25 protein-coding genes and 1 riboswitch are annotated in these 24677 nt (G+C 33.8%); of the genes, 16 read left to right on the top strand and 9 right to left on the bottom strand.

Annotated features, from left to right (window positions below):
- Positions 1-26: 26 nt before the first annotated feature.
- The 5 genes from pdhA to C8N37_RS12265 form a co-directional block, all read right to left on the bottom strand.
- A complete protein-coding gene (gene pdhA, locus C8N37_RS12245; protein WP_045753966.1) occupies positions 27-1022 on the bottom strand; it encodes a pyruvate dehydrogenase (acetyl-transferring) E1 component subunit alpha in 996 nt (331 codons plus the stop codon).
- A 240-nt stretch (positions 1023-1262) separates the two neighbouring features.
- Positions 1263-2645, bottom strand: a complete 1383-nt coding sequence (gene hisS, locus C8N37_RS12250) for a histidine--tRNA ligase (protein ID WP_108159162.1) — start codon at positions 2643-2645, stop codon at positions 1263-1265.
- Positions 2646-2697: 52 nt separating this feature from the next.
- Complete coding sequence (rnc, locus tag C8N37_RS12255; protein ID WP_108159163.1) at positions 2698-3438, bottom strand: ribonuclease III; 741 nt, start codon at positions 3436-3438, stop codon at positions 2698-2700.
- Positions 3439-3515: 77 nt separating this feature from the next.
- Positions 3516-4769: a beta-ketoacyl-ACP synthase II gene (gene fabF / locus C8N37_RS12260; RefSeq protein ID WP_021192393.1), complete on the bottom strand. Its 1254-nt coding sequence runs from the start codon at positions 4767-4769 to the stop codon at positions 3516-3518.
- Between the two features lie 27 nt (positions 4770-4796).
- Positions 4797-5033, bottom strand: a complete 237-nt coding sequence (locus tag C8N37_RS12265; RefSeq protein ID WP_021192392.1) for an acyl carrier protein — start codon at positions 5031-5033, stop codon at positions 4797-4799.
- Positions 5034-5304: 271 nt separating this feature from the next.
- Between C8N37_RS12265 and C8N37_RS12270 the strand changes: the two genes are divergently transcribed.
- The 4 genes from C8N37_RS12270 to C8N37_RS12285 all read left to right on the top strand — a co-directional run bounded on the left by C8N37_RS12270 (position 5305) and on the right by C8N37_RS12285 (position 10059).
- A complete protein-coding gene (locus C8N37_RS12270; protein WP_045753963.1) occupies positions 5305-5799 on the top strand; it encodes an IPExxxVDY family protein in 495 nt (164 codons plus the stop codon).
- Positions 5800-5929: 130 nt separating this feature from the next.
- Complete coding sequence (pyk, locus tag C8N37_RS12275; protein ID WP_045753962.1) at positions 5930-7357, top strand: pyruvate kinase; 1428 nt, start codon at positions 5930-5932, stop codon at positions 7355-7357.
- Between the two features lie 721 nt (positions 7358-8078).
- Positions 8079-9350, top strand: coding sequence for an aminotransferase class I/II-fold pyridoxal phosphate-dependent enzyme (locus C8N37_RS12280; protein WP_108159164.1), 1272 nt, complete (start codon positions 8079-8081; stop codon positions 9348-9350).
- Positions 9351-9423: 73 nt separating this feature from the next.
- The gene (locus C8N37_RS12285; RefSeq protein ID WP_108159165.1) at positions 9424-10059 is read left to right on the top strand and encodes a TetR/AcrR family transcriptional regulator; all 636 of its coding nucleotides are present in this window, start codon (positions 9424-9426) and stop codon (positions 10057-10059) included.
- A 232-nt stretch (positions 10060-10291) separates the two neighbouring features.
- Here C8N37_RS12285 and C8N37_RS12290 read toward each other — a convergent pair whose 3' ends face one another.
- Positions 10292-10561 carry a hypothetical protein gene (locus C8N37_RS12290; RefSeq protein WP_146171064.1) on the bottom strand — a complete coding sequence of 90 codons (270 nt, stop codon included), beginning with the start codon at positions 10559-10561 and terminating at the stop codon, positions 10292-10294.
- Between the two features lie 122 nt (positions 10562-10683).
- On the opposite strand from C8N37_RS12290, the gene C8N37_RS12295 reads away from it, so the two are divergent.
- From C8N37_RS12295 to C8N37_RS12315, 5 genes are all read left to right on the top strand, one after another.
- The gene (locus C8N37_RS12295; RefSeq protein ID WP_108159167.1) at positions 10684-12516 is read left to right on the top strand and encodes a sensor histidine kinase; all 1833 of its coding nucleotides are present in this window, start codon (positions 10684-10686) and stop codon (positions 12514-12516) included.
- Positions 12517-12575: 59 nt separating this feature from the next.
- Positions 12576-13265: a response regulator transcription factor gene (locus C8N37_RS12300; protein ID WP_045752579.1), complete on the top strand. Its 690-nt coding sequence runs from the start codon at positions 12576-12578 to the stop codon at positions 13263-13265.
- Between the two features lie 62 nt (positions 13266-13327).
- The gene (locus C8N37_RS12305) at positions 13328-14095 is read left to right on the top strand and encodes a phosphatase PAP2 family protein (RefSeq protein WP_244914408.1); all 768 of its coding nucleotides are present in this window, start codon (positions 13328-13330) and stop codon (positions 14093-14095) included.
- 75 nt (positions 14096-14170) lie between these two features.
- A riboswitch (SAM riboswitch) is annotated at positions 14171-14275 on the top strand.
- Positions 14276-14431: 156 nt separating this feature from the next.
- Positions 14432-16744, top strand: coding sequence for a 5-methyltetrahydropteroyltriglutamate--homocysteine S-methyltransferase (gene metE, locus C8N37_RS12310; protein ID WP_108159168.1), 2313 nt, complete (start codon positions 14432-14434; stop codon positions 16742-16744).
- Positions 16745-16888: 144 nt separating this feature from the next.
- On the top strand, positions 16889-17416 hold the full coding sequence (locus C8N37_RS12315; RefSeq protein ID WP_108159169.1) for a DUF4833 domain-containing protein: 528 nt from the start codon (positions 16889-16891) through the stop codon (positions 17414-17416).
- A 245-nt stretch (positions 17417-17661) separates the two neighbouring features.
- On the opposite strand, the gene C8N37_RS12320 is transcribed toward C8N37_RS12315, so the two are convergent.
- Both C8N37_RS12320 and C8N37_RS12325 read right to left on the bottom strand, forming a co-directional pair.
- Positions 17662-18156 carry a hypothetical protein gene (locus tag C8N37_RS12320; protein WP_244914409.1) on the bottom strand — a complete coding sequence of 165 codons (495 nt, stop codon included), beginning with the start codon at positions 18154-18156 and terminating at the stop codon, positions 17662-17664.
- A gap of 333 nt (positions 18157-18489) precedes the next feature.
- A complete protein-coding gene (locus C8N37_RS12325; RefSeq protein ID WP_108159170.1) occupies positions 18490-18858 on the bottom strand; it encodes a hypothetical protein in 369 nt (122 codons plus the stop codon).
- A gap of 175 nt (positions 18859-19033) precedes the next feature.
- Here C8N37_RS12325 and C8N37_RS12330 point away from each other — a divergent pair, with 175 nt between their 5' ends.
- On the top strand, positions 19034-19429 hold the full coding sequence (locus C8N37_RS12330) for a single-stranded DNA-binding protein (RefSeq protein WP_108159171.1): 396 nt from the start codon (positions 19034-19036) through the stop codon (positions 19427-19429).
- Positions 19430-19495: 66 nt separating this feature from the next.
- The gene (locus C8N37_RS12335; protein ID WP_045752586.1) at positions 19496-19675 is read left to right on the top strand and encodes a hypothetical protein; all 180 of its coding nucleotides are present in this window, start codon (positions 19496-19498) and stop codon (positions 19673-19675) included.
- A gap of 65 nt (positions 19676-19740) precedes the next feature.
- Here C8N37_RS12335 and C8N37_RS12340 read toward each other — a convergent pair whose 3' ends face one another.
- Positions 19741-20400: a helix-turn-helix domain-containing protein gene (locus tag C8N37_RS12340; protein ID WP_108159172.1), complete on the bottom strand. Its 660-nt coding sequence runs from the start codon at positions 20398-20400 to the stop codon at positions 19741-19743.
- A gap of 91 nt (positions 20401-20491) precedes the next feature.
- Between C8N37_RS12340 and C8N37_RS12345 the strand changes: the two genes are divergently transcribed.
- Genes C8N37_RS12345 through C8N37_RS12365 form a run of 5 tightly spaced genes read left to right on the top strand, consistent with a single transcriptional unit; the run spans position 20492 to position 24618 of the window.
- Positions 20492-20881 carry a YbjN domain-containing protein gene (locus C8N37_RS12345; protein WP_021192378.1) on the top strand — a complete coding sequence of 130 codons (390 nt, stop codon included), beginning with the start codon at positions 20492-20494 and terminating at the stop codon, positions 20879-20881.
- 5 nt (positions 20882-20886) lie between these two features.
- Positions 20887-21594, top strand: a complete 708-nt coding sequence (locus C8N37_RS12350; RefSeq protein ID WP_108159475.1) for a PspA/IM30 family protein — start codon at positions 20887-20889, stop codon at positions 21592-21594.
- Positions 21581-21772, top strand: coding sequence for a DUF4177 domain-containing protein (locus C8N37_RS12355; RefSeq protein WP_108159173.1), 192 nt, complete (start codon positions 21581-21583; stop codon positions 21770-21772). The genes C8N37_RS12350 and C8N37_RS12355 overlap by 14 nt, the downstream gene beginning before the upstream one ends.
- Before the next feature lie 14 nt (positions 21773-21786).
- Complete coding sequence (locus tag C8N37_RS12360; protein ID WP_108159174.1) at positions 21787-22491, top strand: OB-fold-containig protein; 705 nt, start codon at positions 21787-21789, stop codon at positions 22489-22491.
- A gap of 9 nt (positions 22492-22500) precedes the next feature.
- Positions 22501-24618 carry a flotillin family protein gene (locus C8N37_RS12365; protein ID WP_108159175.1) on the top strand — a complete coding sequence of 706 codons (2118 nt, stop codon included), beginning with the start codon at positions 22501-22503 and terminating at the stop codon, positions 24616-24618.
- The last annotated feature ends 59 nt before the right edge of the window (positions 24619-24677 follow it).

Below are 24677 nucleotides of genomic sequence, written 5' to 3' on the forward strand. Positions count from 1 at the left end.
TATTTATCTAGTTAAAGTAACTTATATTAATCTAATATAAATGGATAATCCTCTTGAACGTACACATCTTTGTACAATTCATCAGCTGTAGGGAAAGGAGATTCTTCCGCAAATTTTACAGACTCATCTACAATACTTTTCACTTCAGCATCCACTTCAGCAAACCAAGCTTCATCAGCATAATTGTTTTCAACAATAGCATGCTTTGTCGCTAATAATGGATCACGCCCTTTATATTCTTCTAGTTCTTCTTTCGTACGGTATTTCGCAGGATCGGACATAGAGTGTCCTTTGTAACGGTATGTACGTATTTCTAAGAAAGTAGGTCCTTCACCAGCACGAGCACGTTGAACAGCTTCGTCCATCGCATTGTGTACCGCTACTACATCCATACCATCTACTGGAGCACAAGGCATATCAAAACCTAAGCCCATTTTATAAATATCTTGCATATTGGTTGTACGTTGTACAGAAGTACCCATTGCGTAACCATTGTTTTCACAAACAAAAATTACTGGTAATTTCCACAACATGGCCATGTTCAAAGTTTCATTGAAAGCACCTTGACGAACAGCACCATCACCCATGTAACATACGTTAACATTATTTGTGCCCAAATATTTCTCAGCAAATGCGATACCAGCTCCTAATGGAATCTGACCACCGACAATACCATGGCCTCCCATCATCTTATGTTCTTTCGAAAAAAAGTGCATAGATCCACCTTTTCCTTTTGAACAACCTGTTGCTTTTCCAAACATCTCAGCCATACATTCATTTGCAGACACACCTTTTGCTAAAGCATGTGCGTGATCACGGTAGGCTGTAATTAAAGAATCTTCAGGTTTAATTACAGACATGGTACCCGCTACTACTGCCTCTTGTCCAATGTACAAGTGACAGAAACCACGGATTTTTTGCTGTCCATAAAGTTGACCTGTTTTCTCTTCAAACTTACGCATAAGTAGCATAGATCTATACCACTCTAAATATGTCTCTTTTGTTATAGGTGTTGAACTCATTTCAAAGTTTTGAATTTCTTACTAATCTTGACTACAAATCTAATCAATTTGGGTGATATTTTGGTCAGAAAATCAAATTTTCTTCTCGTTTTAGACAGTTCTAAGACATTTGATTTAAACCACATAACAGGAAAGGCAAATAAATGACTGGCTTAATTTAGTAAATTAAAAAAAGAACAAACAAAAAAGCCAAAAGACATATTATTCTTTTGGCTTTTACATTTTGTAACAAATTTGATTTTAGCTCAATTCAGCAATCAAAGTCGATTCATCTATTTTTCTTTGATCACCAGTTTGCATATCTTTCAATGAAAGCTGACCCGAAGAAACCTCCTCATCTCCGATTAACAAAACATATGGAATCCCTTTATTATCCGCGTATTTCATCTGTTTCTTCAATTTTGCAGCTGTAGGATAAAGCTCGACTGCAATATTTGCCTGACGTAAGCGATTTAAAAGTGGCAATGTAAAGGACTCGGTCTCTTTATCAAAATTCACAATCAGCAGTTTGGTATAATCTCCTTTGGCTTCTGGATAAAGGTTTAACTCTTCTAGAACATCATAGATGCGATCGGCACCAAAAGACACACCTACGCCTGTCAACCCTTTTAACCCAAACATACCTGTCAAATCATCGTAGCGTCCACCGCCTCCGATACTTCCCATAGCTACTTCATTGGTCTTAACCTCAAAAATGCATCCCGTATAATAATTTAAACCACGAGCTAAGGTAATATCCACCTCTACAAACTGATGTAAAACTTCATTTGAAGAATCCAACTTAGAAATATAATCAAAAGTTTCTTCTATTTCAGCTACGCCCATCAATCCAATTTCCGAATTTGACAGTACATGTTTGAGCGCCGACAATTTCTCTTCATTTGATCCTTCCAATAAAATAATTGGACGTAAAATTTCCAAATCAGTTGTTGTAAAACCACGTTCTAATAATTCCTTGTTGACTCCTTCTAAACCGATCTTATCCAATTTATCGATCGCAACTGTCATATCGACAATAAGTTCCGGCTTACCAATAATCTCTGCAATACCTGAAAGAATCTTACGATTGTTAATTTTAATGGTAAAATCTTGCAATCCCAAGTTTTTCAGTGCTTCATGATAGATCAATATAAACTCGGCTTCATTAAGTAGGCTTTCAGACCCCACTACATCTACATCACATTGGTAAAATTCACGATAACGACCTCTTTGAGGATTATCTGCACGCCATACAGGTTGAATTTGAAAACGCTTAAAAGGTAAAGAAATATCATTTTGATGCATGACAACGTAACGAGCAAACGGTACAGTAAGGTCATAACGAAGTGCCTTTTCAGAAATATGGGAGATTAATTTAGTTGAAGACTTGGATTCAAATAGATCATCAGGAGCTTTACTCAAATAATCTCCAGAATTCAAAATCTTAAAAATTAACTGATCCCCTTCATCACCATACTTTCCTGTAAGTGTCTGTAAATTTTCAAAAGAAGGAGTTTGAATTTCACTGTAACCATACTTTTTAAAAACACGCTTAAGTGTATTGAAAATATAATTACGTTTAAGCATTTCGGCAGGTGAAAAATCACGAGTGCCTCTTGCTAAAGAAGGTTTTACTGTTGCCATTCGGCAAAGTTAATATTTAAGAAGGATTTTTTGAGACTTCTGAAAAAAAAGCTTAGTCAAGCTCTAAAATTTTCAAATATTCACAAGCTTTTTCAGCAGCTGTTTTTTCAGCACTTTTTTTATTGAAGTCTTGCCCTAAACCACACACCTCGCCTTGGACAATAGCTTCTACAGAAAACATTTTACTCGATTCTCCTGGTGGATTTTCAATTTGATTGAAAACAACCTCTTTCCCATTATGTTGACACCATTCGATCAATCGGCTTTTAAAATTTGTTTCCGTTTGTTCCAATAAATGAATATCAACATGTGGCTTAATAATACGATTTAACAGAAAATTTTTAGTAAAAACATAACCTTTATCTAAATAAACAGCACCGATAAGTGCTTCAAAAGCATCTCCTAGCAGAGAGCCTTGTTTATTAGGAAAACTGATCATTCTGGCATCAAACTGAATCAGTTCATTGAACCCCAATTTTCGGGAAAGTTGATTAAGATGGACACGACTAACAATTTTAGATCTCATTTCAGTCAAAAAACCTTCGTCTTTGTAAGGATACTTTTTAAAAAGTAATTCAGCAACAACTGAACCCAAAATTGCATCGCCCAAAAATTCCAATCTTTCATTGCTGTTTTTTGAACCTTCCTTAATCACAACAGCTACAGACTTATGCCTAAAAGCCATTTGATAAAGTCGTATGTTTCCAGGGACAAAACCTAACAGGTTCTTGAGCTTCCTAACATAAGCTTTGTCAGCAGAAAAATATAATTTATAAATCCTTGAAAAAGGCATCTTAGTCTAAAAATGGGACAACAGGTATAAAGCACCTGTTGTATCCCAATTATTTTAATAACTTAAATAAAGTAATATTAAGCTTTGTATTTTTTCACAACAATAGTTGCATTGTGACCACCAAAGCCAAAAGTATTACTCATTGCAGCATTTACAATACGCTTTTGAGCTTTATTAAATGTGAAATTTAATCTGTTGTCCAATTCTGGATCATCTGTAAAATGATTAATAGTAGGTGGTACTATATCATTTTGAACAGCTAAAATAGAAGCAATAGTTTCAATCGCGCCAGCTGCACCTAAAAGGTGTCCAGTCATTGATTTTGTTGAACTAATGTTCAATTTATAAGCATGCTCCCCAAACAAATCCACAATAGCTTTAGTTTCACTAATATCCCCTACCGGAGTAGAAGTGCCATGCACATTGATGTAGTCAATATCAGTGAAATCTAATTCAGCATCATTGACTGCCATGGTCATCGCAAGTTTAGCACCTAAACCCTCTGGATGTGAAGCTGTGATATGATGTGCATCAGCGCTCATACCTCCACCCCCAATTTCAGCATAAATTTTAGCACCACGCGCTAATGCGTGTTCTAAACTTTCTAATATGATCGCACCAGACCCTTCACCAGAAACAAAACCATCACGATCTTTATCAAAAGGACGCGAAGCTGTTTTGGGATCATCATTTCTAGTTGACAATGCATGCATCGCATTAAATCCACCGATTCCAGCTTCATTAATAGTCGCTTCAGATCCACCTGTAACAATCACATCAGCTTTACCCATACGAATATAGTTAAAAGCATCAATCATCGCATTGGTTGCCGAAGCACATGCAGAGACAGCAGAAAAATTAGGTCCACGAAGTCCGTGACGCATAGAAATATGTCCCGGAGCAATATCGACAAGCATCTTTGGAATAAAGAAAGGATTGAAACGCGGTGTTCCATCCCCTTTTGCAAAATTGACAACTTCATCTGTAAAAGTTGTCAATCCTCCAATTCCTGATCCCCAGATTACTCCGATACGATTTGTATCTAAATTTTCAAAAATTAAACCAGCATCCTTGATTGCTTCATCAGATGATGCAATAGCATACTGTACAAAAGGATCTACTTTGCGAGCTTCCTTTCGATCCATAAATTCATGTGGATCGAACCCCTTCACTTCACAAGCGAATTGGGTTTTAAATTTTGACGCATCAAAATGCGTAATGGGAGCAGCACCGCTTACACCATCTAGTAAACTATTCCAATATTCTGAAACGGTATTACCAATTGGTGTAAGTGCGCCTAATCCTGTTACTACTACTCTTTTAAGCTCCATTTATACGATTTGGCCCAATTAAATTAGTTAGTTAACGTTTTTTTCTAAATAAGTGATTGCTTGTCCCACTGTACCAATAGTTTCAGCTTGGTCATCAGGTATTGCAACGTTGAATTCTTTCTCAAATTCCATGATTAACTCTACAGTATCAAGTGAATCTGCACCTAAATCATTAGTGAAAGAAGCTTCTGGTGTTACCTCGTTTTCGTCTACACCTAATTTTTCAACGATAATTGCCTTTACTCTTGAAGCGATATCTGACATGATTTTATAGTTTAATTGTTTAATAAATCTGTGCAAAGAAAAATAAATTTCATCAAATATAAAAATCCAATTGATTTTTAGATTGTCAAATTATTTTCCATGTAGGTACAGCCATACCCGTAACTCGCTATAAACTAACCTTCTTCAAGTATAACAATAATTCCTAATATGTACAAACAAGAAGTCAATTAATTCAAATTTTACATTAAATTCACAGCATTTGCACCATTTTTTTGTATTTTCGTCAAGAACACAAGCATAAATTTTCACTTTGAATAACAAAACGATACTAAAATGGGACCTAGAATTTGATGCCGAACTTGACTTCGTACTCATTGCCATATCATGTCCTTTAAAAGATTACCGTCTCTGTCATTTTATCAACAAAGTGACCTTACTCGATTTTGTAAGAGGTAAAGAAGACAAGTTTGATCATAATCAAAAATTAAAGCAAAAATCTGCTGAAGAATTAGAATATCACATCATTGTCGATCATCATAAAAAATCAATACAGCACTTCACTACTTTTTGGTACATAAACACCAAATTTCAAACGGAGTATTATCTAATCAACAATAAAAGTATAGAGGGAAGCCTACTTATACCCGAACATGCCAATTTTGATTATTTTATTCTCATCAAAAATTTTATTGATGAAGACGACTTAGATCGGATCATAAAAAACATAAACAAAATACCCGAAGTTGTGTTTGTAAAAGAAATATCACCAAAAATATTGAAATCCAAAGAAAATCTGATATTTTAGCAAACTATTTAATAGTGTACAAGATACACGCCTTAAATCTAAATTATCCTCGTTAGTAAAAACGAGTTTTATAATTTCAAAAAAATGAAATTATATAAAAATAAAAATACATAGTAATAAAAAAATTAGAATGGAAAAAGTTCAAAAAAGGACTAAAATTGTTGCAACATTAGGTCCTGCATCTGCTGACAAACAAGTGTTAACAAATATGATTGCCAAAGGTGTAGACGTTTGTCGTCTTAACTTTTCTCACGGGAGTCAAGAGGATCACCTAAAAGTTATTGAAACCATCAAAGAGATTAATGAAGAAACAAATTTCAACGTCGCTATTTTAGCCGATTTACAAGGTCCTAAGATCCGTATCGGAAAAATGAAAGAAGGTGGTGCTATCCTTGTAAATGGATCACAGGTTGAAATTACTACACATGAATTAATCGGTGATGAAGAGAAAATTTACATCACATACGATAATTTCCCAAATGATGTTGAAGCAAATGAAATCATCCTATTAGATGATGGAAAATTGCAATTACGTGTTATAAACACAAATCATAAAGATACTGTTACTTGTGAAGTTGTACATGGTGGTGTACTTACTTCCCGTAAAGGTGTTAATTTACCAAACACAAAAGTTTCAATTCCTTCTTTAACAGAAGAAGATTTAGATAATTTAAATTTCGCCCTTGATCATGGTGCAGATTGGATCGCCATGTCATTTGTGCGTTCAGCAGAAGACATCTACCAATGTAAAAAAATCATTGCTGAAAAAGGAAGTCATGCACAAGTAATTGCAAAAATTGAAAAACCTGAAGCTATCGAAAACATTGATGCTATCATTGAAGCAACTGATGCAATCATGGTAGCACGTGGTGACTTAGGTGTAGAAATGCCAATGGAAGAAGTACCAGGCCTACAAAAAATTATTGTTCAGAAATGTCGTGATTTATCAAAACCTGTTATCATTGCAACTCAGATGTTAGAAAGTATGATCACAACTCCTCGTGCTACACGTGCGGAAGTTAATGATGTGGCTAACTCGGTTATTGATGGTGCTGATGCAGTGATGCTAAGTGGCGAAACATCTGTAGGTGAATTTCCTGAGATCGTTATCGAAACAATGAGCAAAATCATTATCCACGTGGAACAAACATCTTATCCATATTATAATGAGAAAGTTAGTGAGATTAGTGATGGAACTAAAATTCCTGATGCAATTTGTGCATCTTCAGTATATTTAGCTAAGAAAACAGATGCAGCGGCAATTGCTGTTTTAACATCGTCGGGTGCTACTGCATTTGAAATCGCAAGTTACAGACCTAATGCAGACATTATGGTATTTACAGGAACTAAAAAATTGTTACGTCAATTGAGTTTATTATGGGGTGTTAAAACCTTCATATACGACAAATTTGATAGTACTGACGGTTCTATTCACGATGTCAACAAATTTATTGTGAAAAACAACTATATCGCTCCAGGTTCGATTGTGATCAACACAGCATCGACACCCTTAATCGAAAAAGGAAAAACGAATACAATTCGTGTTTCTCAATTGTAATCAAAACAATATAAAAAGATAAAAAAGCTCTCCAATATGGAGCGCTTTTTTTTTGCAATATCACCTCTATCCTCAATTCTCCCGAATTCAAAATCTTATTCTTCTCAATTCTAAATGCAATTGACACTAACGATCCCAAGTAGTCATCAAATTTCTACTATTTATTCATTAAGTGAAAGTAACGTGATTTGAACCTAACTCGTATTCATGTACATCTTGGAAAATGTTATTCACACCTATGATATCCAATTTAATACGCTAATAAGTAGTTACATAAAGCAGAGATTTCTCATTTTTATTTCAAATAATAAAAAATAAATTGATTTTATTGATAGCAATTTACAATTATCTCCTATTTATGACAATTATATTGATTGAAATAATTGTAAATAAAAATTATTATTATTAATCAAGAAAAGCATAACAAAACATTAACAATCAATAATTTACAAAAAAAACCAATATAATTAGCTTGTTTACTGAAAGAAATGCTATTAAAATCTTTCTCTCATAAAAATAGCATAGCATCCATGAAAGCATCAAATACTTCCGAAAATCCGCGTTATATAATTCATAAAAAAAGCATAAATTTCACTATAATTAGATTTTGATATTGTTATTAGCTAATTGTAAGCACTGACTATCAATCAGTAACTACCCAAAAGTTCTCAATAATTAGAAAAATCATTTTAGTAATTACACTTCCCAAAAAAAGCTCACTATGATTAATCATAACATTGACTTCAACAAAGCTAGCTTCAAAGAATTTGAAAATATACCACATTACGATATTGTACAATCTGCAAACGCTTTCCAAGAATTCACAGATTACATGAGCGATCAAGATCAAATGAATTTTCGATTTGTTACAGCAGGATGTGGTCCTGTGGTTCAAGTCAAAACACCATTTATGAAGGTAGCAAAAGAGTGTATCAGCTTAGTGTCCAATGACTATCTCAATTTCACACAACATCCTAAAGTGAAACAGGCTGCGATTGATGGGATTATGAAATATGGTACAGGGGCAGGAGCATCCCCGCTTATTGGAGGGCACCACGAGTACCATGTGCAACTCGAAGATCAATTATCTAGTTTTTTTAATAGACAAAGGGGATCATCAATTGTATATACAACAGGATATTCTGCAAATGCAGCAACTCTACAATGTTTATTAAAGATAGAAGATTGTGCAATTGTTGACATGGAAGTACATGCAAGTGTCTATGAAGGGCTATTACGCACCAATACTAAACGCTTTCCACATAACAGCATGATTCATTTGGAAAGGGCCTTAGTCGATGCAGAAAATAAATATAGAACCAAGCTTGTGATCATAGATGGTGTATACTCGCAAAACGGTGATTTAGGAAAAATCGATGAAATATATCATCTGTGTGAAAAACATGGGGCTTACTTAATGGTAGATGATGCACATGGAATCGGTGTCATAGGAGAAACTGGAAGGGGCTGTATTGAACTATACAATTTATTAAATAAAGTCCATATTATCTCCGGCACATTAAGTAAAGCCTTTGGACATATTGGAGGATTTATCATTTCATCTCCTGAAATCATCAACTATTTACGTCATCAATCTCGACAACAGGTATTTTCATCCACCTCTACCCCAGCATCTAATGCAATTATACAAGCAATAAAGCTTATTGATGAAGAACCACAATGGCGAATAAAATTAGAAGAAAATATTTCATATTTCAAAAAAGGTCTCTTATCTTTAAATCTAAACATTGGAACGACACAGTCTGCAATAATTCCTATAAAAATTGGTGATCCTCACAAAACGTCTCAAGTAGCAAGAATGCTTTTAGCTGCTGGTGTATATGCAAATTGTATTGTCTACCCAGGTGTTTCAAAAAAAGATGCCCGAATAAGAACAAGTTTGATGGCAACACATACCAGGGAAAATTTGGACCACGTATTAAATGCATTTGAACAAATTGGTAGAAAAATTAATCTGACAAAGATTACATAAAATCAATCATTAAAAGAAAATGATATATTTAATTTAACTTTGAACCTAATGTTTAACCACATACACAACTACCATGGCTAGAAAAACGTATCAGGGGGAGAAAAACGACAAAAGTAGAACAATGAATAAGCTTATTCAATCTGTCGGTATTGTTTTGGAAAAAAAAGGATATACGGGTTTAACAATTGCTAATATAGCAAGTACAGCAGGTGTAGATAGGAAGCTAATCTCTGTATATTTTGGAAGTGTTGAAAATCTAATTGAAACATACATTAAAGGAAAAGATTATTGGGTAGAAGCCACAGCTGCAGCAGAACAAACATTAGCAAACTCTAAAGATGAAAGTACGCGCCATTTTCTCGAAAATCTCTTGCTGGAACAAATTCACTATTTTGCACTAAATGAGGAGATGCAAAAAGTTGTTCTTTGGCAGATTAGTGAAAAGTCAGATATTATGTCCCATGTGACACAATCAAGAGAAAAAATGAGCTCGCTATTCTTTCCCTATTCCGACAAAGAATTAGCGGGTAAAAATGTAGACCTCAGAGCAGTCTCCAGTTTACTTGTTGCGGGAATATACTATTTGGTGTTACATACAAAAATGACTGATAGTACTTTTTGCGAAATAGATCTCACTACGGAAGAGGGAATGAATCGTATTAAAGAAGCTGTAAAGTTTATTTTAAAACAAACCTATGGAGCCGAATAATATTAGCCAAATTTATTAATAAACAATAAAAATCTTTTAAATAGAATAAGAACTGTTACTCAATAGACCTCCAATAACATAACCAAAGTAATAGACATCTTATAAAAATGTCAAGAAGCAAAATTCAGTTATTATTTTTCTTTAGTATCCATTCTATTTTTTAAAGGAGAATCCATACGATGGATTAGACTATCTTGTAAAAATCTAACACTATCAATTAGTCCATTATTTTTCAATTGGGGAATATTTTTCCTATCGAAAAATTCGAATTTTCCATTGAATTTGGTATTTTAATGGAATGATTTTCATCCAGCTTTTTATGTTTCAAATGATAGTGAATATTTGAATCTTGTGGAATCTTCAAAAGAGGTGTTCTAGAATGAAACCCATTCCCTTCAGTTATAATTTTACCCTTTACAGTATCTTTGGACATCATTTGCACTTGTGCCTGTGTAAACAGAAAGCAAATAGAAAAACAAATTAAGGTTAATATCTTTTTCATATCATCATTTGTAAAAAGTAGTAATCTAAATTAACCATTAAGATCTTAAAATGAAACAATAAGCTTGTTAAACATTGTTAAATGCCGTTAAATCAAAGAAAGCATTCCTATATTTGTAACAAATGAAGAAAAGTAGCATCGTTTTGATTATTAGCTTGATGACCCTCGCCCTATTAGGTGTGGCGGCTATGCAATTCTATTTTATAAGAGAATCGTATCGCCAAAAATCGCAGCTTTTTGACGAATCAGTTAATGCGTCTCTAACAGCTGTTGCCGGCAAAATAGAACGTAGAGAAGTCATTGACTTTGCTAAGGTACAGCAACAAACCAATATTGAAAAATATAAATTTGAACAAGAGAAACAAAGACATTTAGCCGAGCAATTAAAATTACAAAGGGAGTTAGAAAATCTCAGAGCTGATCAATATGCTATAAAAGAAAAATTCAAAGAAGCAGAAGATCAATTGAAAGAAACATTTCCAAGTGTCATTTCAATCGAAAATTCATTTTATGAGACCTATATCAATAGAAAAAATAAAGAAAACGTATTAAGTATTGATGTCATTAAATATAATAGTCCGGACCATGTCGTAAAAGAATATGTAGAAATTGGAGCAACAAAATTTTTACCTCGAGTAAATGCAAAAGATGATAGTGCCCGATTTGTTATTCCAACCATAGATCCTGTCTTGAAACAAGCTATTGAATATAAAGTAGCGACTTTGCCACCAAGATCAAATAAACAAATTTCAAAAAAAATAATTGAACTTGAAGATCAACTCGAAAGCATGAGTGGTCAAAATTTAATTGGAAATGGTAAAAATGTATTCGATACCATTGCTGCCATTGGTGGCAAAAGAAGTGGTATCATAGAAGATGTAGCTATCGGGATGGAGTTATCAAAACGTCCCTTTCGAGAGCGTCTAAATATCAATCTCATACAAAATTTATTAAAAGAAGAATTATCCGAACGCGATATCCATTACCCTTTCAATATTGAAGTTCGGGACAGCAGTAATATCGTTTTCAGTGTACAAACCATCGATAACATTATTAAACCCAATAAAATAACGCGCTATTCAACCGCTTTATTTAAAGGCGATATTGGTTCCCCTCCAGGAAGATTAAGTGTTTACTTCCCTAGAAAGAGCACGATTATTGTTGATAATATGAGTTATCTGCTACTCCCAACAATTGCATTGCTTTTCCTTTTAATTGGTTGTTTTGCATATACCCTACTGATCATATTCAAACAGAAGAAAGTATCAGAAATGAAAACGGATTTCATCAACAATATGACGCACGAATTTAAAACACCCGTCGCTACGATCATGATAGCCAGTGAGTCCCTACGCGATCCGGAAATCATATCAGATGAGCGTCGAGTGAAACGACTTGCCAATATTATATACGATGAGAATGTGAGATTGGGCAATCACATCGAGCGGGTGTTAGATATTGCCCGTCTCGAGAAAGAAACGTTAAAGCTGGAAAAAACACCTATTCGCATTAATGATCTATTGTCAGCAGTACTAGATAGTATGCAGCTGCAATTACAAAAAGTAGGTGGTAAATTTGAACATCACTTTGATGCACAAAACGATGTTGTAGTAGGTGATGAACTTCATTTATCTAATGTATTTTTCAATTTGGTCGACAATGCAATAAAATATAGTAAAGATAATCCACACATCACTGTTAAAACTAAAAATGCAAAAGACAGCATTCAAATTACAATTATTGATAATGGTATTGGAATGGCCAAAGATCATTTATTGAAGATATTTGATCAATTTTATCGTATTCCAACAGGAAATGTACACAATGTCAAAGGCTTTGGATTAGGACTTTCATATGTTTATGATATTATCAAAAGAATGAATGGTAAAATTCAAGTGAAAAGTGACAAAGACAAGGGAACACAATTTGACATCATATTACCTATAAAAAATTAAATTTAAAACGATATTAATTTCGTATATTATCATCAATATTCGAACAAAACCATAAGAATATGCAGAAGATATTATTAGCAGAAGACGATCCAAACTTAGGAGACTTATTAAAAGATTATTTAGAGCTTAAAGGAAAATTTGACGTCACCTTATGCACAGATGGTGAAGAGGCCGTCAATCAATTTCGCAAGAGCACTTATGATCTATGCATCTTAGACGTCATGATGCCAAAGAAAGATGGCTTTACAGTAGGTAAAGAAATCAGGAAAATAAATACGACAACCCCAATCATATTTGCTACCGCAAAAGGTATGATGGAAGATAAAACAGAAGCTTTTGAACTTGGTGGCGATGATTACATCACAAAACCATTTCGAGTAGAAGAATTGCTCCTTCGCATAAATGCATTGCTTAAACGGGTTATAAGAGAAAAAGATGATCAGGTTGTGAGCGATAAATTTGAAATTGGAGAATACTTTTTTGATTATACCAGTCAGCAAATCGCCCACAAAGGTGTGCAACAGAAGCTATCGACAAAAGAAGCCGAATTATTAAGATTACTTTGTTTAAAAAAGAATGATGTACTGACAAGAGAAGAAGCACTTTTAAAAATCTGGCATGATGACAATTATTTCACAGGCAGAAGTATGGACGTTTTCTTAAGTAAACTGAGAAAATATCTACGAGATGATCCAAAAGTTGAGATTGTTAACGTACATGGAAAAGGCTATAAATTATTGGTCAGCTAATATACATTTACTCCGAATAATAAAGAGATGTTAAAACATCTCTTTTTGTTTATCTTGCTACAATGAAAATATCAATAACAATTTTTTTTATCCTTTCTATCTTTTGCTCCTCTCCATCTCTTTATGCGCAAAGAGATACTTTACAAAAAAATAATGAAGATTTTGACACCAGTAGGAGTCAAATAAATTATAAACAATTAATAGTACCCGCTGCTTTAATGACTTACGGCATAATCTCATTAAACAGCCCATACCTCAAACATAAAGATCAACAGATAAATAATTCCATAAACAATGATCCATCAAAAACATTCAAATTTGATAATGTCAGTGTTTTTATTCCTTCAGCAGCTGTTTACGGTCTCAATTTCCTAGGTGTCCCAAGTAAACATAACTTCAAAGAACGTCTAGCCATTAGTACGATCGCTCATGCCATCACCTTATCTACAGTATACACGATCAAACATACGACTCCTACTTGGAGACCAGATCGTGCTGATCATGAATCATTCCCATCCGGACATACTGCTGTCGCATTTACGGGAGCCGAGATGTTATGGCAAGAGTATAAAGATCAATCCATTTGGTATGGTATAGCAGGATACACAATAGCTGCAGGAACAGGTTACCTCAGAATGTACAATCAGAAACATTGGTTTTCGGATGTCGCTATGGGGGCAGGTATTGGTATCATGGGGACAAAAATAGCATACTGGCTATTACCCCTATTTGATAAACACTTGCAATCAAGAAAGACAAGTTACTTAACCATGGCAACTCCATTTTACAATGGGAAACAACTTGGTGTATCTGCTAATTTTCAATTTTAAGCCTTGATTTATTGTCATTTTGATATAAAAGTTACAAAATATTTGTTTTTATAAAACTAATTCCGATATTTACAGCGCTTATAGAGAAAGGCAGAGGGAATAGACCCAATGAAGCCTTAGCAACCTGTCGATTGACAAGGTGCTACATTCTACCCCATCAAAAAGTGGGAATGATAAGCTAGACACAAAATATATCTTGTGCCCTCCTCTCTAAAAGCAATCAAAAAATTTAGTAAATAGATTCAAGAATTTTTGATCGTTTTTTATTTCAAATAAAAAAAATCCATCTAATTTCTTGCTTCGTTAAGGTTGAACAAATAAAATAATTTTATATTTATGTTACTAACGAACAACTTAGGTTACCCACGTGTAGGTGCCTTCCGCGAGTTGAAAAAGGCCAATGAAGCATATTGGGCTAAAAAAATCAGCGCGCAAGAATTATTGCAGGCTGGACTGAAAATCCGTGAAGGCAACTGGAAAACTCAAAAAGATGCTGGCATCGATTTGATCCCTTCAAATGATTTTTCATTTTATGACCAAGTATTAGACTTGACTCTAACTGTAGGTGCTATCCCTGCACAATACCAATCACTTTTAAATAACGAAGATAAAGGATACAATTTGGACCTTTACTTTGCAATGGCGCGTGGTTTCCAACAAGATGGCGTTGATGTAACGGCAATGGAAATGACAAAATGGTTTGACACCAACTACCATTACATTGTTCCAGAATTCGTGAAAAATCAAGAATTCAAATTGACTTCAGAAAAATTCTTAAACGAATACAATGAAGCAAAATCTTTAGGTATCGAAACTAAGCCTGTATTAATCGGCCCAATCTCATACTTATTATTAGGTAAAGAAAAAGAATCTGGTTTCAACCGTATCGATCTAATCGATAAGTTGGTTCCCGTATATGAAGAAATCTTAGGCAAATTGGCTGCTGCTGGTGCAAAATATGTACAAATTGACGAGCCATTTTTAGCTTTAGATATCGATGATGCAACACGTGCTTTATACACCAGTGTATTTACTAAATTAGCTGCTGCTGCTCAAGACATCAAAATTATTGTAACGACTTATTTCGAGGCATTACGTGACAACGAAGAAACCGCTCTAAACTTACCAGTTTATGCCGTTCACGTTGACTTAGTAAGAGGTGAAAACCAACTCGATACTATATTAGCTAAAGTTCCTGCTTCATTAACACTTTCATTAGGTGTTGTTGAAGGTCGTAACATTTGGAAAAATGATTACGAAAAATCTTTAGTACAAATCAAAAAAGCTGTTGATGTTCTAGGCAAAGACCGTGTATTAGTAGGACCTTCAAGTTCTTTATTACATGTACCTTTTGATTTAGACAATGAGGATAACGAAGAATCATTGCCTAAAGAAGTTAAAAATTGGTTAGCATTTGCTAAGCAAAAATTAGCAGAGGTAAAAGATTTAGCGATCTTAGCTGAAGGTGAAATAGATGCAAAAACTGCGGAGCGTTTTGAAGCTAATAAAGCTGCTGCAGAAGACCGTCGTACATCTTCTTTAATTCACAAACCAGAAGTTAAAGAGCGTACTGCAAACATCACGGACGACGATGCAAAACGTACATCTTCATTCGCTGCTCGTAAAGAAGCACAGCAAGCTAAATTTAACCTTCCAGCATTCCCAACTACGACAATTGGTTCATTTCCACAAACAAAAGATGTTCGTAAATGGAGAGCTGATTTGAAAAAAGGTACCATTTCTCAAGAACAATATGACAAAGAAATCGCTGAGGAGACAGAAAGAACAATCCGTCTTCAAGAGCAATTAGATATCGATGTATTAGTTCATGGTGAATTCGAACGTAATGACATGGTTGAGTATTTTGGTGAGCAATTAGCGGGTTATGCCTTCACTAAAAATGGTTGGGTACAATCATATGGCTCACGTTGTGTAAAGCCTCCTGTTATTTATGGTGATGTTTACCGTCCTGCTGATATGACTGTTCGTTGGTCTTCATACGCCCAAACTTTGACTAACCGTCCGGTAAAAGGGATGTTAACAGGTCCAGTAACGATCTTACAATGGTCATTCGTACGTAACGATCAACCACGTTCTACCACAACTTATCAAATTGCATTAGCAATTTTGGATGAAGTACAAGCATTAGAAAAAGCAGGTATCAAAATTATTCAAATCGATGAACCAGCAATTCGTGAAGGTCTTCCGTTGCGTAAAGCCGATCACCAACAATATTTAGATTGGGCTGTGCGTTCATTCCGTGTTTCATCTTCAAATGTAGATGACGATACACAGATTCACACACATATGTGTTACTCTGAGTTCAATGATATCATCGAAGATATCGCTGCAATGGACGCTGATGTAATTACCATCGAGACTTCTCGTTCACAAATGGAATTATTAGATGCATTTGCGGCTGACTTTAAATATCCAAACGATATCGGACCAGGTGTATATGACATCCACTCCCCTCGTGTACCGAGTACAGAAGAAATGGTTGAGTTATTGCGCAAAGCTAAAGCTGTAGTTCCTGCAGAACAACTTTGGGTGAATCCTGACTGTGGTTTAAAAACACGTGCTTGGCCAGAAACTAAAGCTGCTTTAGAAGCGATGGTTGAAGCTGCTAAAATCTTAAGAGCTGAATAAGTTTAGTCTTTTTAGAATTATAAATATAAAAGATCCTGAAGTAAAATTACTTCGGGATCTTTTTTTTACAAAAAAATAATACACTCTATCTATTTCTTTAACACAGAAAGATTAATTTTACTGTAATCAAAAAAAGTGTATATCATGAAAATTTTAAGCTGGTTTTTCTGTTTGCTGTTTTTTTCATCTATCGATACCTATGCACAAGAAGGCTATCCGATCCCTCCTTTCAAATCTAACACCCTTTTTTATATTCAACATAGCGAAGGCCATAACACGTATGTATATGAAGCCAATATGATTGACAAACAGCATCTCAATGCCAACAGTCCTATCAATAACTATCGAATTTTGTATGATAAAGGAGGAGAAATTAAACCTTTAACGAGTATTCAACAAAAATTCGCATACGGAATCATTTCAAAAAATTTAGAGAACAATATAGTTGAGTTTGAGATTGTGTCTTATAAAAATCAACCGCTATACCTTAAAGTCGATAAATCAGGTAAACCCTATGTAGAAACCACATTAAATGGACACAAATTTAATCTACATCGTATTTTTATCAAACAAAAGGAAGGGACATCCGGTTTAGGGACACAAGTCGATTATCTCTTGTTTTACGGAATAGACCATAAAGGCAATAAAGTACGAGAGAAATTAGTGCCGTAATTGATCTTAAGAAAGCAATCCCGTCACCTTATTTCATACTCAATGCTTTATTTCATTAAACTTTCTATTTTAATTAGTTTGTACCTCTTCAATGAAAAGAAGATGATACGTTTTATATGACGATGATGCATTATGATATCTAAAGCGTATACCCTTCTTTAATTCAATGGAAGGATATACGTCTTATACTTTTTATTATAGTCGCGATCTGTTGAATTTGTCCATACATTAGAAAGTGTAAACTATCATTTCGTTATTTTTTGTTTACGTGCTATTTTCCGTTTTCCTTTAATTCGATCTTCAATATCTTTGATCGTGGTCAACATCTCAGTATCTACATTTTCCAATCTAACCAATTTTAATACTTTTAAGGCTTTTTTAAATTTTTTAAGTTTTTCCAATATGAGTACTCTTTTTAATAGAAATAATGAAGGTGAAACTCCAGGAATTGTTAAAGCAAACTCAATTGTTTTTTCAGCCTCTTCATATGCATTGGTATCAATCAAGGTCTGTATATAAGGTTGATAAATTTCCAAAGCATATAAATTATGTACTAACGCTTCTTGAAAATATTTCTTTGCTTGTTCAAAATCAAACAATTGTTCAGCATGAAGCCTTCCCATCAGGCATAGCGCCATCGTATTTGATTCGTCATAAGATAGGGCATATGACAAAGATTCTATAGTATTTTCCAGGTAATATGGATAATTATCCAATGCCTGTAACACATATTTATTCATAAAATATATTGCATCAATTCTCAAAAGACCCTGATATAAAAGATGTTAGTGTCAGGATCAATAATTAATAAAAGATCATCTTATATACTTCGACTCACGAAATATATAAGACATCATGAATTACTCGAACATTGTCGAGACCAAAATAAAGTCAAAAAAGGAGTAACTAAGAGAAAAAAGTATTCTGAAGAATATCCCCAAGATCCTTCTTTTGGATTGAAGTCGGGTTATTTAATATAGCAAACATATTCTTCCATTTTTAATTGTGAATACCTAATTGATATGCAAATATTTAAAACAAAATTGAAATTTCAAAATAAATTTTTCAAAAACCTACTTGGGTACACGTTTCACGATTAACAACAAATTATTTTCCAGTAACAAATAGCCATATTCATAAATAAAATAATAAGTCTGTCCTTTTGCATTGGTGAAATTATGAGTATGATATTTTAAATCAAAGCCTTGCAACAACATCTTTTCCTTGCTTATTTTGAGCATCCCCTCCTCCCCCAGAACATCTTGTAGAATACGTCTATTCTTACGCAAGGTATGATTGATCTTTCTAATCAAGTTAGTTTGATCACTATTCTGTCTATAATTATAGCTATTGCGACAGTCATCATCACAAAATCTTTTATCAGACCGACCTCTTATTGCCTTTTTACATTCTAGACAATTTCTTAAATTTTCTTCTTTCATAAATCTTAAAATAAACGACAACAAACGTTTACAAACGCTTATAGTCGATTACAAACATTTAATTACCGACAAAAACACTCTTTACGTTTCATCTTTGCTTCTGTTCCTCAAGAATAATTCGAAGGGATGCAATTATTGAAGTTAAACATTTTTACAAACATTTAAAAGCAAAGTTATGAGTACATTAAGAAACAAAGTTCAATTGATCGGACATATAGGTGCTGATCCGGTTATTAAGACAAGTACAAATGGAACAAAGGTTTCATCTATTCGATTAGCAACAAAAGATCTATTCAAAAACAAAGCAGGGGATTGGGTAGATGAAACCCAATGGCATACATTGGTTGTCTGGGGTAACATCAATAACATGATTGAAAAACATTGTCAGAAAGGAACACAAATCCTAATTGAAGGCAAAATTGTCTATCGCGAATATGAAGATAACAATGGTGATAAAAGAACAATCACTGAAATTAAAGTTGGCAACATGGTGGTGATGAATAGACCTAAAGCTGTTCAGGTAAATAACAGGCTAGAAGAAGAAATCACAGAAGAAGATTTACCTTTTTAAAGAAATCAATAGCAGGAACAAACTTTTTAGCCTTAATAATTGTTCTTTATTAAAATTCAATATATTATGAAAAGAATATTTCCATTCACGTTGATCGTGTTAACTTGTCTCTCTTTATCCAGCTGTTCGGTCATTGAAGGCATTTTTAAAGCAGGAGTTTGGTCAGGTATAATCATCGTTGTTGTTGTTGTAGCTTTAGTAATATGGCTACTTGCTAAACTTTTTGGTGGCGGCAGTAAAAACTAACATAGATTACAAAATATGCCTAAAATATATCTTTAGGCATATTTTTTTATAAGATTATTAAACGACTAAACCTTTTCAAACTTTCCATACAATTTCCAGTAATACTTAATATCAGGTAAGGAAAACAAACTACTTTTCCAAGAATTAAGGATCAGCGATATCTGTTCCCCGTTTTGTTCATACTTTCCGATAAAAACTTCCTCTTCAGACAAGAACAGACCTAAATTATGGTGAAGAAGATGAAGAGATTCTATTTCAATACCTTCAAAAATTAATATACTTTGTTCTTTAACCTCCAATTCCAATGGAGCGGCAATCAATTCTGAAAATTCAATGGCTAAAAACTTATGCTTACTTTGAATAGGAAGTTGAAGTTGCTCTGCACCCTCTATTTGATTTAACAAATCATTATTATTCATCATAACTTCCCGTGTCAGTAAAGGAATACTTGCTAATTTTTTTGTGCTATTTGTTACAATTGCGGGTTCAAAATAATCACTAAAATTTAAAATTTGATTGACGGAAAGATTCTCCTGAATTAAACTTTGAAGCGGAATGCCAAAATAATTGGCAATTATCATTACTGTTTCGATTTTAGGTTCAGCTCTCAATTCTTCATAAGACGAAATATTACCCCTACTTAAATTAAATAAATCAGCAAATGCCTGTTGACTCAATCCTCTTACCTTTCTTAATTTCTTTATATTATTACCAATATTTGTCATTATCAAAAAAAATTAAAATTTTTTGCAAAATATTTTTGCAAAAATATTATCTTTATGCAAAGAATATATGCAATATATAAAAAACTAAATTATGTACTTCTCAAAAATTGAAAATTTTATTAGCAATATCGGATACGATATCTTTTATAAAGATGAAAAAGAAGGTGTGTTCATTATTCAAAATGAATTAGACGGCATTCACAATTTAATTGTAGGCATCGCTAATCCAATTTTAATTTTTGAACAATACTTATTTACGATTTCCAATGAAAGTATGGAATTGTTCAAATCACTACTGATCAAGAATAGGGATATGATCCATGGGGGTTTTGCTCTAACAGAAGATGGTAAAAAAGTAATTTTTAGATATACGCTACAAATCAGCAATATTGATCAAAATGAATTTGATGCTGCAATCAATTCTTTAAGCTTATTAATAAGTGAGTACTACAATCAGTTAATTAACTTCTCAAAATTATAGTAATGATGAATATTTTTAAAAGAATTTTCAGGATTGGTCAAGCGGAAATACACGCTGTGGTTGAAAAAATGGAAGACCCAATCAAAATGACGGAACAAGGTATCCGCGAAATGAAAGATGATTTAGAACAAGCTTTGGAGGCATATGCCAAAGTTAAAGCTTTAGCAATTCGTACTAAAAGCAATTTTGAGAAAAAACAAGAAGAATCAAATGTCTTCGAAGGAAAGGCTATTCTCTTGTTGAAAAAAGCACAAAATGGAGAACTTCCAATTGATAAAGCTGAAAACTTAGCAAAAGAAGCTCTAGTATTAAAAAATCAATTCATAGCAGAAGCTACAGAATTAGAAAAACAAAGTATAATCCATCTTCAATCAGCAGACGAATTGCATAAAAATGTAGATGTTCTCAAGTTTAACATTTCGAAATGGGAAAGCGAATTGGCGACCTTAAAAGCTCGTGTGAAAGTATCTAATGCCGCTAAAATGGTCAATAAACAATTGGCAAATATTGATTCCAATAGTACCATATCTATGCTAGAACGAATGAAAGTCAAAGTAGAGGAAGATGAAGCTTTAGCAAAAGCATATGGTGAAATTGCACATGCCAACAAATCGATTATTGATGAAATCAACGAAACAATTTCAAATAAGGACTCCGTCAATGACGAATTACAAGCTCTAAAATTAAAACTAAAAAACGATGATAAGATTTGAATATAAAACAATTAAGATTGAACCTAAAGGTTTTTGGGGAACAAAACTTGACGAAGCTAAAATCGATGAAATACTGAACGAGCTAGGTAGTCAGGGCTGGGAACTGGTATCCATGCAAGATTTGGAATTGGGAGGAAATTCTTGGTCATTTCACTACACATTCAAAAGAGAACTTTAACAAAAAAACCAATTATGAGCGAATTATTTAACCTACTTTTCAATCCAGTATCCAACGGCATTATGACTGTACTGACAGGAATTTCGCTATTATATTGGTTAATTATGTCTTTTGCAGGTGATGGATTACACCTCTTTGATGGTGATGTTGATCTCGATGGTCATATAGACGCAACTGCTGATGTCACAGATGTGGACAGTTCTCAAGATTTACATCATCATTCAGATACACAGACGCATACAGAACCATCTTTTTTCGCAAAAGCAATGGATTTCATTAATGTTGGCAAAGTTCCTATTATGATCATCGTTACACTTTTCAAATTTATTGGATGGATCATTACGATCATTTCTTCCATATTTTTAAATACTGCCACATGGGGTCTGAAATCAATTTTCATTCTAATACCCATATTCTTCATCACATTTATATTCATGCATTTTTTTACCAAACCATTAGTAAAACTATTTAACAACATTGGATATCATGGGGAAGAACCAATTGATTTTCTCGGAAGAATGGGAAAAATGAAAGCAACAATAGAAGGTAAAAAATTGGGGTCAGCAGAATTTTTGATCGAAAGAGATCCTATTCGTCTTTATGTAGAAAGCTTAAATGGGGAAAAAATCGAGTACGGAGATGAAGTCATTATCGTTGATGAATCAAAAGACAAAAAAATATATTACGTAACAAAAGAAATAACCATTCACAATATTTAATTATTAACCATGCAGTTACAAACTCTTTTATTTATAGATGGGATAACAGGTCTCATCCTCTTAATTGTAGGAATTATAGTATTATTAATTTTTGCATTTTTCATTGTATTAAGTGCTTTTTACAAAAAGATTCCACAAGGAAAAGCAATAGTAAGAACAGGTATTGGGGGGACCAATGTGGCTTTCAATAAAGGGATGTATGTTATTCCTGTTTTTCACAAAATGGAGATTATGGACATTTCAGTAAAGAAGATCGAAATATCCAGAATGCAGCATGATGGTTTAATCTGTAAGGATAATATTCGTGCTGATATCAAAGTAGCATTTTTCGTTCGTGTCAACAAGTCTGTTGATGATGTGATCAGTGTTGCTCAAAATTTGGGATGTGAACGTGCAAGTGATCCCGATACCTTAAAAAGTATTTTTGAATCCAAATTTTCAGAAGCGCTAAAGACTGTTGGAAAAAAATTCGACTTTATTGAACTATACGAAGCTCGTCGCGAATTTAGAAATGAAATATTAAACATTATAGGAACAGATTTAAATGGATACATTCTAGACGATTGCGCAATAGATTATCTAGAACAAACAGAACTAAAATTTTTAAGTCCTGATAATATTTTAGATTCACAAGGTATTCGTAAAATCACTGAACTTACTGCTGCACAAAATATTCACGCCAATCTAATACGTCGTGACGAAGAGAAAGTAATTAAAAAACAAAATGTTGAAACTCGTGAGGCAATACTTGAGTTAGATCGCCAATTGGCAGAAAAAGAAGAGAAACAACGTCGTGAAATCGATAACATTAAAGCTCGCGAAGATGCTGAAATAACAAAAGTTAGAGAAGAGGAACGTCTAAAATCAGAAACTGTTCGGATATCTACTGAAGAGCAATTAGCTATTCAAGAAGAAAATAAGCTTCGCCAGATTATCATTGCAGAGAAAAATAAACTACGTACTGATGCTGTTGAAACTGAACGCGTGGAAAAAGATCGTGCATTAGAAGAAACGGAGAGAATTCGAATTGTCACATTAGCACAAATTGATAAAGAGCGTTCAATTGAAATCGAGAAGAAAAATATTCAAAATGTAATCAAAGAACGTGTTCAACTTGAAAAAGGTGTTGTAGAAGAACAACAAGGAGTCAAAGATATCGAGGTGTTCCGTGAAGTTGAACGAAAAAAACAAGCTGGTGTTATTGCAGCATCACAAGAGGCCGAAGAACGTTTAATTTCAACTGTTAAAGCGGCTGAGGCAGATAAGATAGCATCTGAACAAAAGGCTGAGCAAGATGTTATATTTGCTGAATCAAGGAGAAAAGTTGCAGAGAAAAAAGCGCAAGAATTACTAATAGATGCTGATGCGAAAAAAGAAGCATCCGTAAAAGAAGCAGAAGGCCGGAAGATTATTGCAGAAGCACAAGCAAAAGAAGATGCTGCTTTAGGATTATCGGAGGCTGAAGTCATGATAGCAAAAGCAGAAGCTACCCAAATCCAAGGTACAGCTGAGGCATCTATTATTGAGAAAAAAGCAGAAGCGAACCGTAAGCAAGGCTTAATGGAAGCAGAGGTAACGCGTGAAAAAGCGATTGCTGAAGCAACAGGAATTCAAGAAAAAGCAGAGGCCATGAAAAAATTAGATGGTGTTGGAAAAGATCATGAAGAATTTAAGTTACAATTACAAAAAGAAAAAGATATTGAATTGGCCCACATAGGTATTCAAAAAGATATTGCGGCATCACAAGCATCTGTGTTAGCAGAAGCTTTAAAAACTGCGAAAATTGATATTGTGGGTGGTGAGACTATGTTTTTCGAAAATATTGTCCGTCAAATATCTACTTCCAAAGGTTTTGACCATTTAATCAACAATTCAAAACATGCCACAGACATTAAAAACTCGTTGTTGGGTCCAGATGGAAAAGGTGATCTGGCTGAAAAAGTGCGTGGCTTAGCGGATAAATATGGGATATCATCCAATGATATCAAAAATCTAACCATCTCTGCTGCTTTGGTACAATTGCAACAAGCAGCCAAAAATGCGGACGATAGTGAAGATAGCAATTTCATCAACTCGCTATTTGGCTTAGCCAAAAACTTAGGGATATCCAATAAAAAGTTGATCTAATTTTTTCTCAAATCTGTCAACTTGAAAACGGATTGTATTCAAGTTGACAATTCAATTGT

The organism is Sphingobacterium faecium (assembly GCF_003054045.1).
Taxonomy (GTDB): Bacteria; Bacteroidota; Bacteroidia; order Sphingobacteriales; family Sphingobacteriaceae; genus Sphingobacterium; species Sphingobacterium faecium.

What these genes read in the sequence shown, in the direction of transcription:
- pdhA (WP_045753966.1), bottom strand. Translation starts at nt 1,022, where the DNA reads ATGAGTTCAACACCTATAACAAAAGAGACATATTTAGAGTGGTATAGA.
- hisS (WP_108159162.1), bottom strand. Translation starts at nt 2,645, where the DNA reads ATGGCAACAGTAAAACCTTCTTTAGCAAGAGGCACTCGTGATTTTTCA.
- rnc (WP_108159163.1), bottom strand. Translation starts at nt 3,438, where the DNA reads ATGCCTTTTTCAAGGATTTATAAATTATATTTTTCTGCTGACAAAGCT.
- fabF (WP_021192393.1), bottom strand. Translation starts at nt 4,769, where the DNA reads ATGGAGCTTAAAAGAGTAGTAGTAACAGGATTAGGCGCACTTACACCA.
- C8N37_RS12265 (WP_021192392.1), bottom strand. Translation starts at nt 5,033, where the DNA reads ATGTCAGATATCGCTTCAAGAGTAAAGGCAATTATCGTTGAAAAATTA.
- pyk (WP_045753962.1), top strand. Translation starts at nt 5,930, where the DNA reads ATGGAAAAAGTTCAAAAAAGGACTAAAATTGTTGCAACATTAGGTCCT.
- C8N37_RS12280 (WP_108159164.1), top strand. Translation starts at nt 8,079, where the DNA reads ATGATTAATCATAACATTGACTTCAACAAAGCTAGCTTCAAAGAATTT.
- C8N37_RS12285 (WP_108159165.1), top strand. Translation starts at nt 9,424, where the DNA reads ATGGCTAGAAAAACGTATCAGGGGGAGAAAAACGACAAAAGTAGAACA.
- C8N37_RS12290 (WP_146171064.1), bottom strand. Translation starts at nt 10,561, where the DNA reads ATGAAAAAGATATTAACCTTAATTTGTTTTTCTATTTGCTTTCTGTTT.
- C8N37_RS12295 (WP_108159167.1), top strand. Translation starts at nt 10,684, where the DNA reads ATGAAGAAAAGTAGCATCGTTTTGATTATTAGCTTGATGACCCTCGCC.
- C8N37_RS12300 (WP_045752579.1), top strand. Translation starts at nt 12,576, where the DNA reads ATGCAGAAGATATTATTAGCAGAAGACGATCCAAACTTAGGAGACTTA.
- C8N37_RS12305 (WP_244914408.1), top strand. Translation starts at nt 13,328, where the DNA reads ATGAAAATATCAATAACAATTTTTTTTATCCTTTCTATCTTTTGCTCC.
- metE (WP_108159168.1), top strand. Translation starts at nt 14,432, where the DNA reads ATGTTACTAACGAACAACTTAGGTTACCCACGTGTAGGTGCCTTCCGC.
- C8N37_RS12315 (WP_108159169.1), top strand. Translation starts at nt 16,889, where the DNA reads ATGAAAATTTTAAGCTGGTTTTTCTGTTTGCTGTTTTTTTCATCTATC.
- C8N37_RS12320 (WP_244914409.1), bottom strand. Translation starts at nt 18,156, where the DNA reads ATGAATAAATATGTGTTACAGGCATTGGATAATTATCCATATTACCTG.
- C8N37_RS12325 (WP_108159170.1), bottom strand. Translation starts at nt 18,858, where the DNA reads ATGAAAGAAGAAAATTTAAGAAATTGTCTAGAATGTAAAAAGGCAATA.
- C8N37_RS12330 (WP_108159171.1), top strand. Translation starts at nt 19,034, where the DNA reads ATGAGTACATTAAGAAACAAAGTTCAATTGATCGGACATATAGGTGCT.
- C8N37_RS12335 (WP_045752586.1), top strand. Translation starts at nt 19,496, where the DNA reads ATGAAAAGAATATTTCCATTCACGTTGATCGTGTTAACTTGTCTCTCT.
- C8N37_RS12340 (WP_108159172.1), bottom strand. Translation starts at nt 20,400, where the DNA reads ATGACAAATATTGGTAATAATATAAAGAAATTAAGAAAGGTAAGAGGA.
- C8N37_RS12345 (WP_021192378.1), top strand. Translation starts at nt 20,492, where the DNA reads ATGTACTTCTCAAAAATTGAAAATTTTATTAGCAATATCGGATACGAT.
- C8N37_RS12350 (WP_108159475.1), top strand. Translation starts at nt 20,887, where the DNA reads ATGAATATTTTTAAAAGAATTTTCAGGATTGGTCAAGCGGAAATACAC.
- C8N37_RS12355 (WP_108159173.1), top strand. Translation starts at nt 21,581, where the DNA reads ATGATAAGATTTGAATATAAAACAATTAAGATTGAACCTAAAGGTTTT.
- C8N37_RS12360 (WP_108159174.1), top strand. Translation starts at nt 21,787, where the DNA reads ATGAGCGAATTATTTAACCTACTTTTCAATCCAGTATCCAACGGCATT.
- C8N37_RS12365 (WP_108159175.1), top strand. Translation starts at nt 22,501, where the DNA reads ATGCAGTTACAAACTCTTTTATTTATAGATGGGATAACAGGTCTCATC.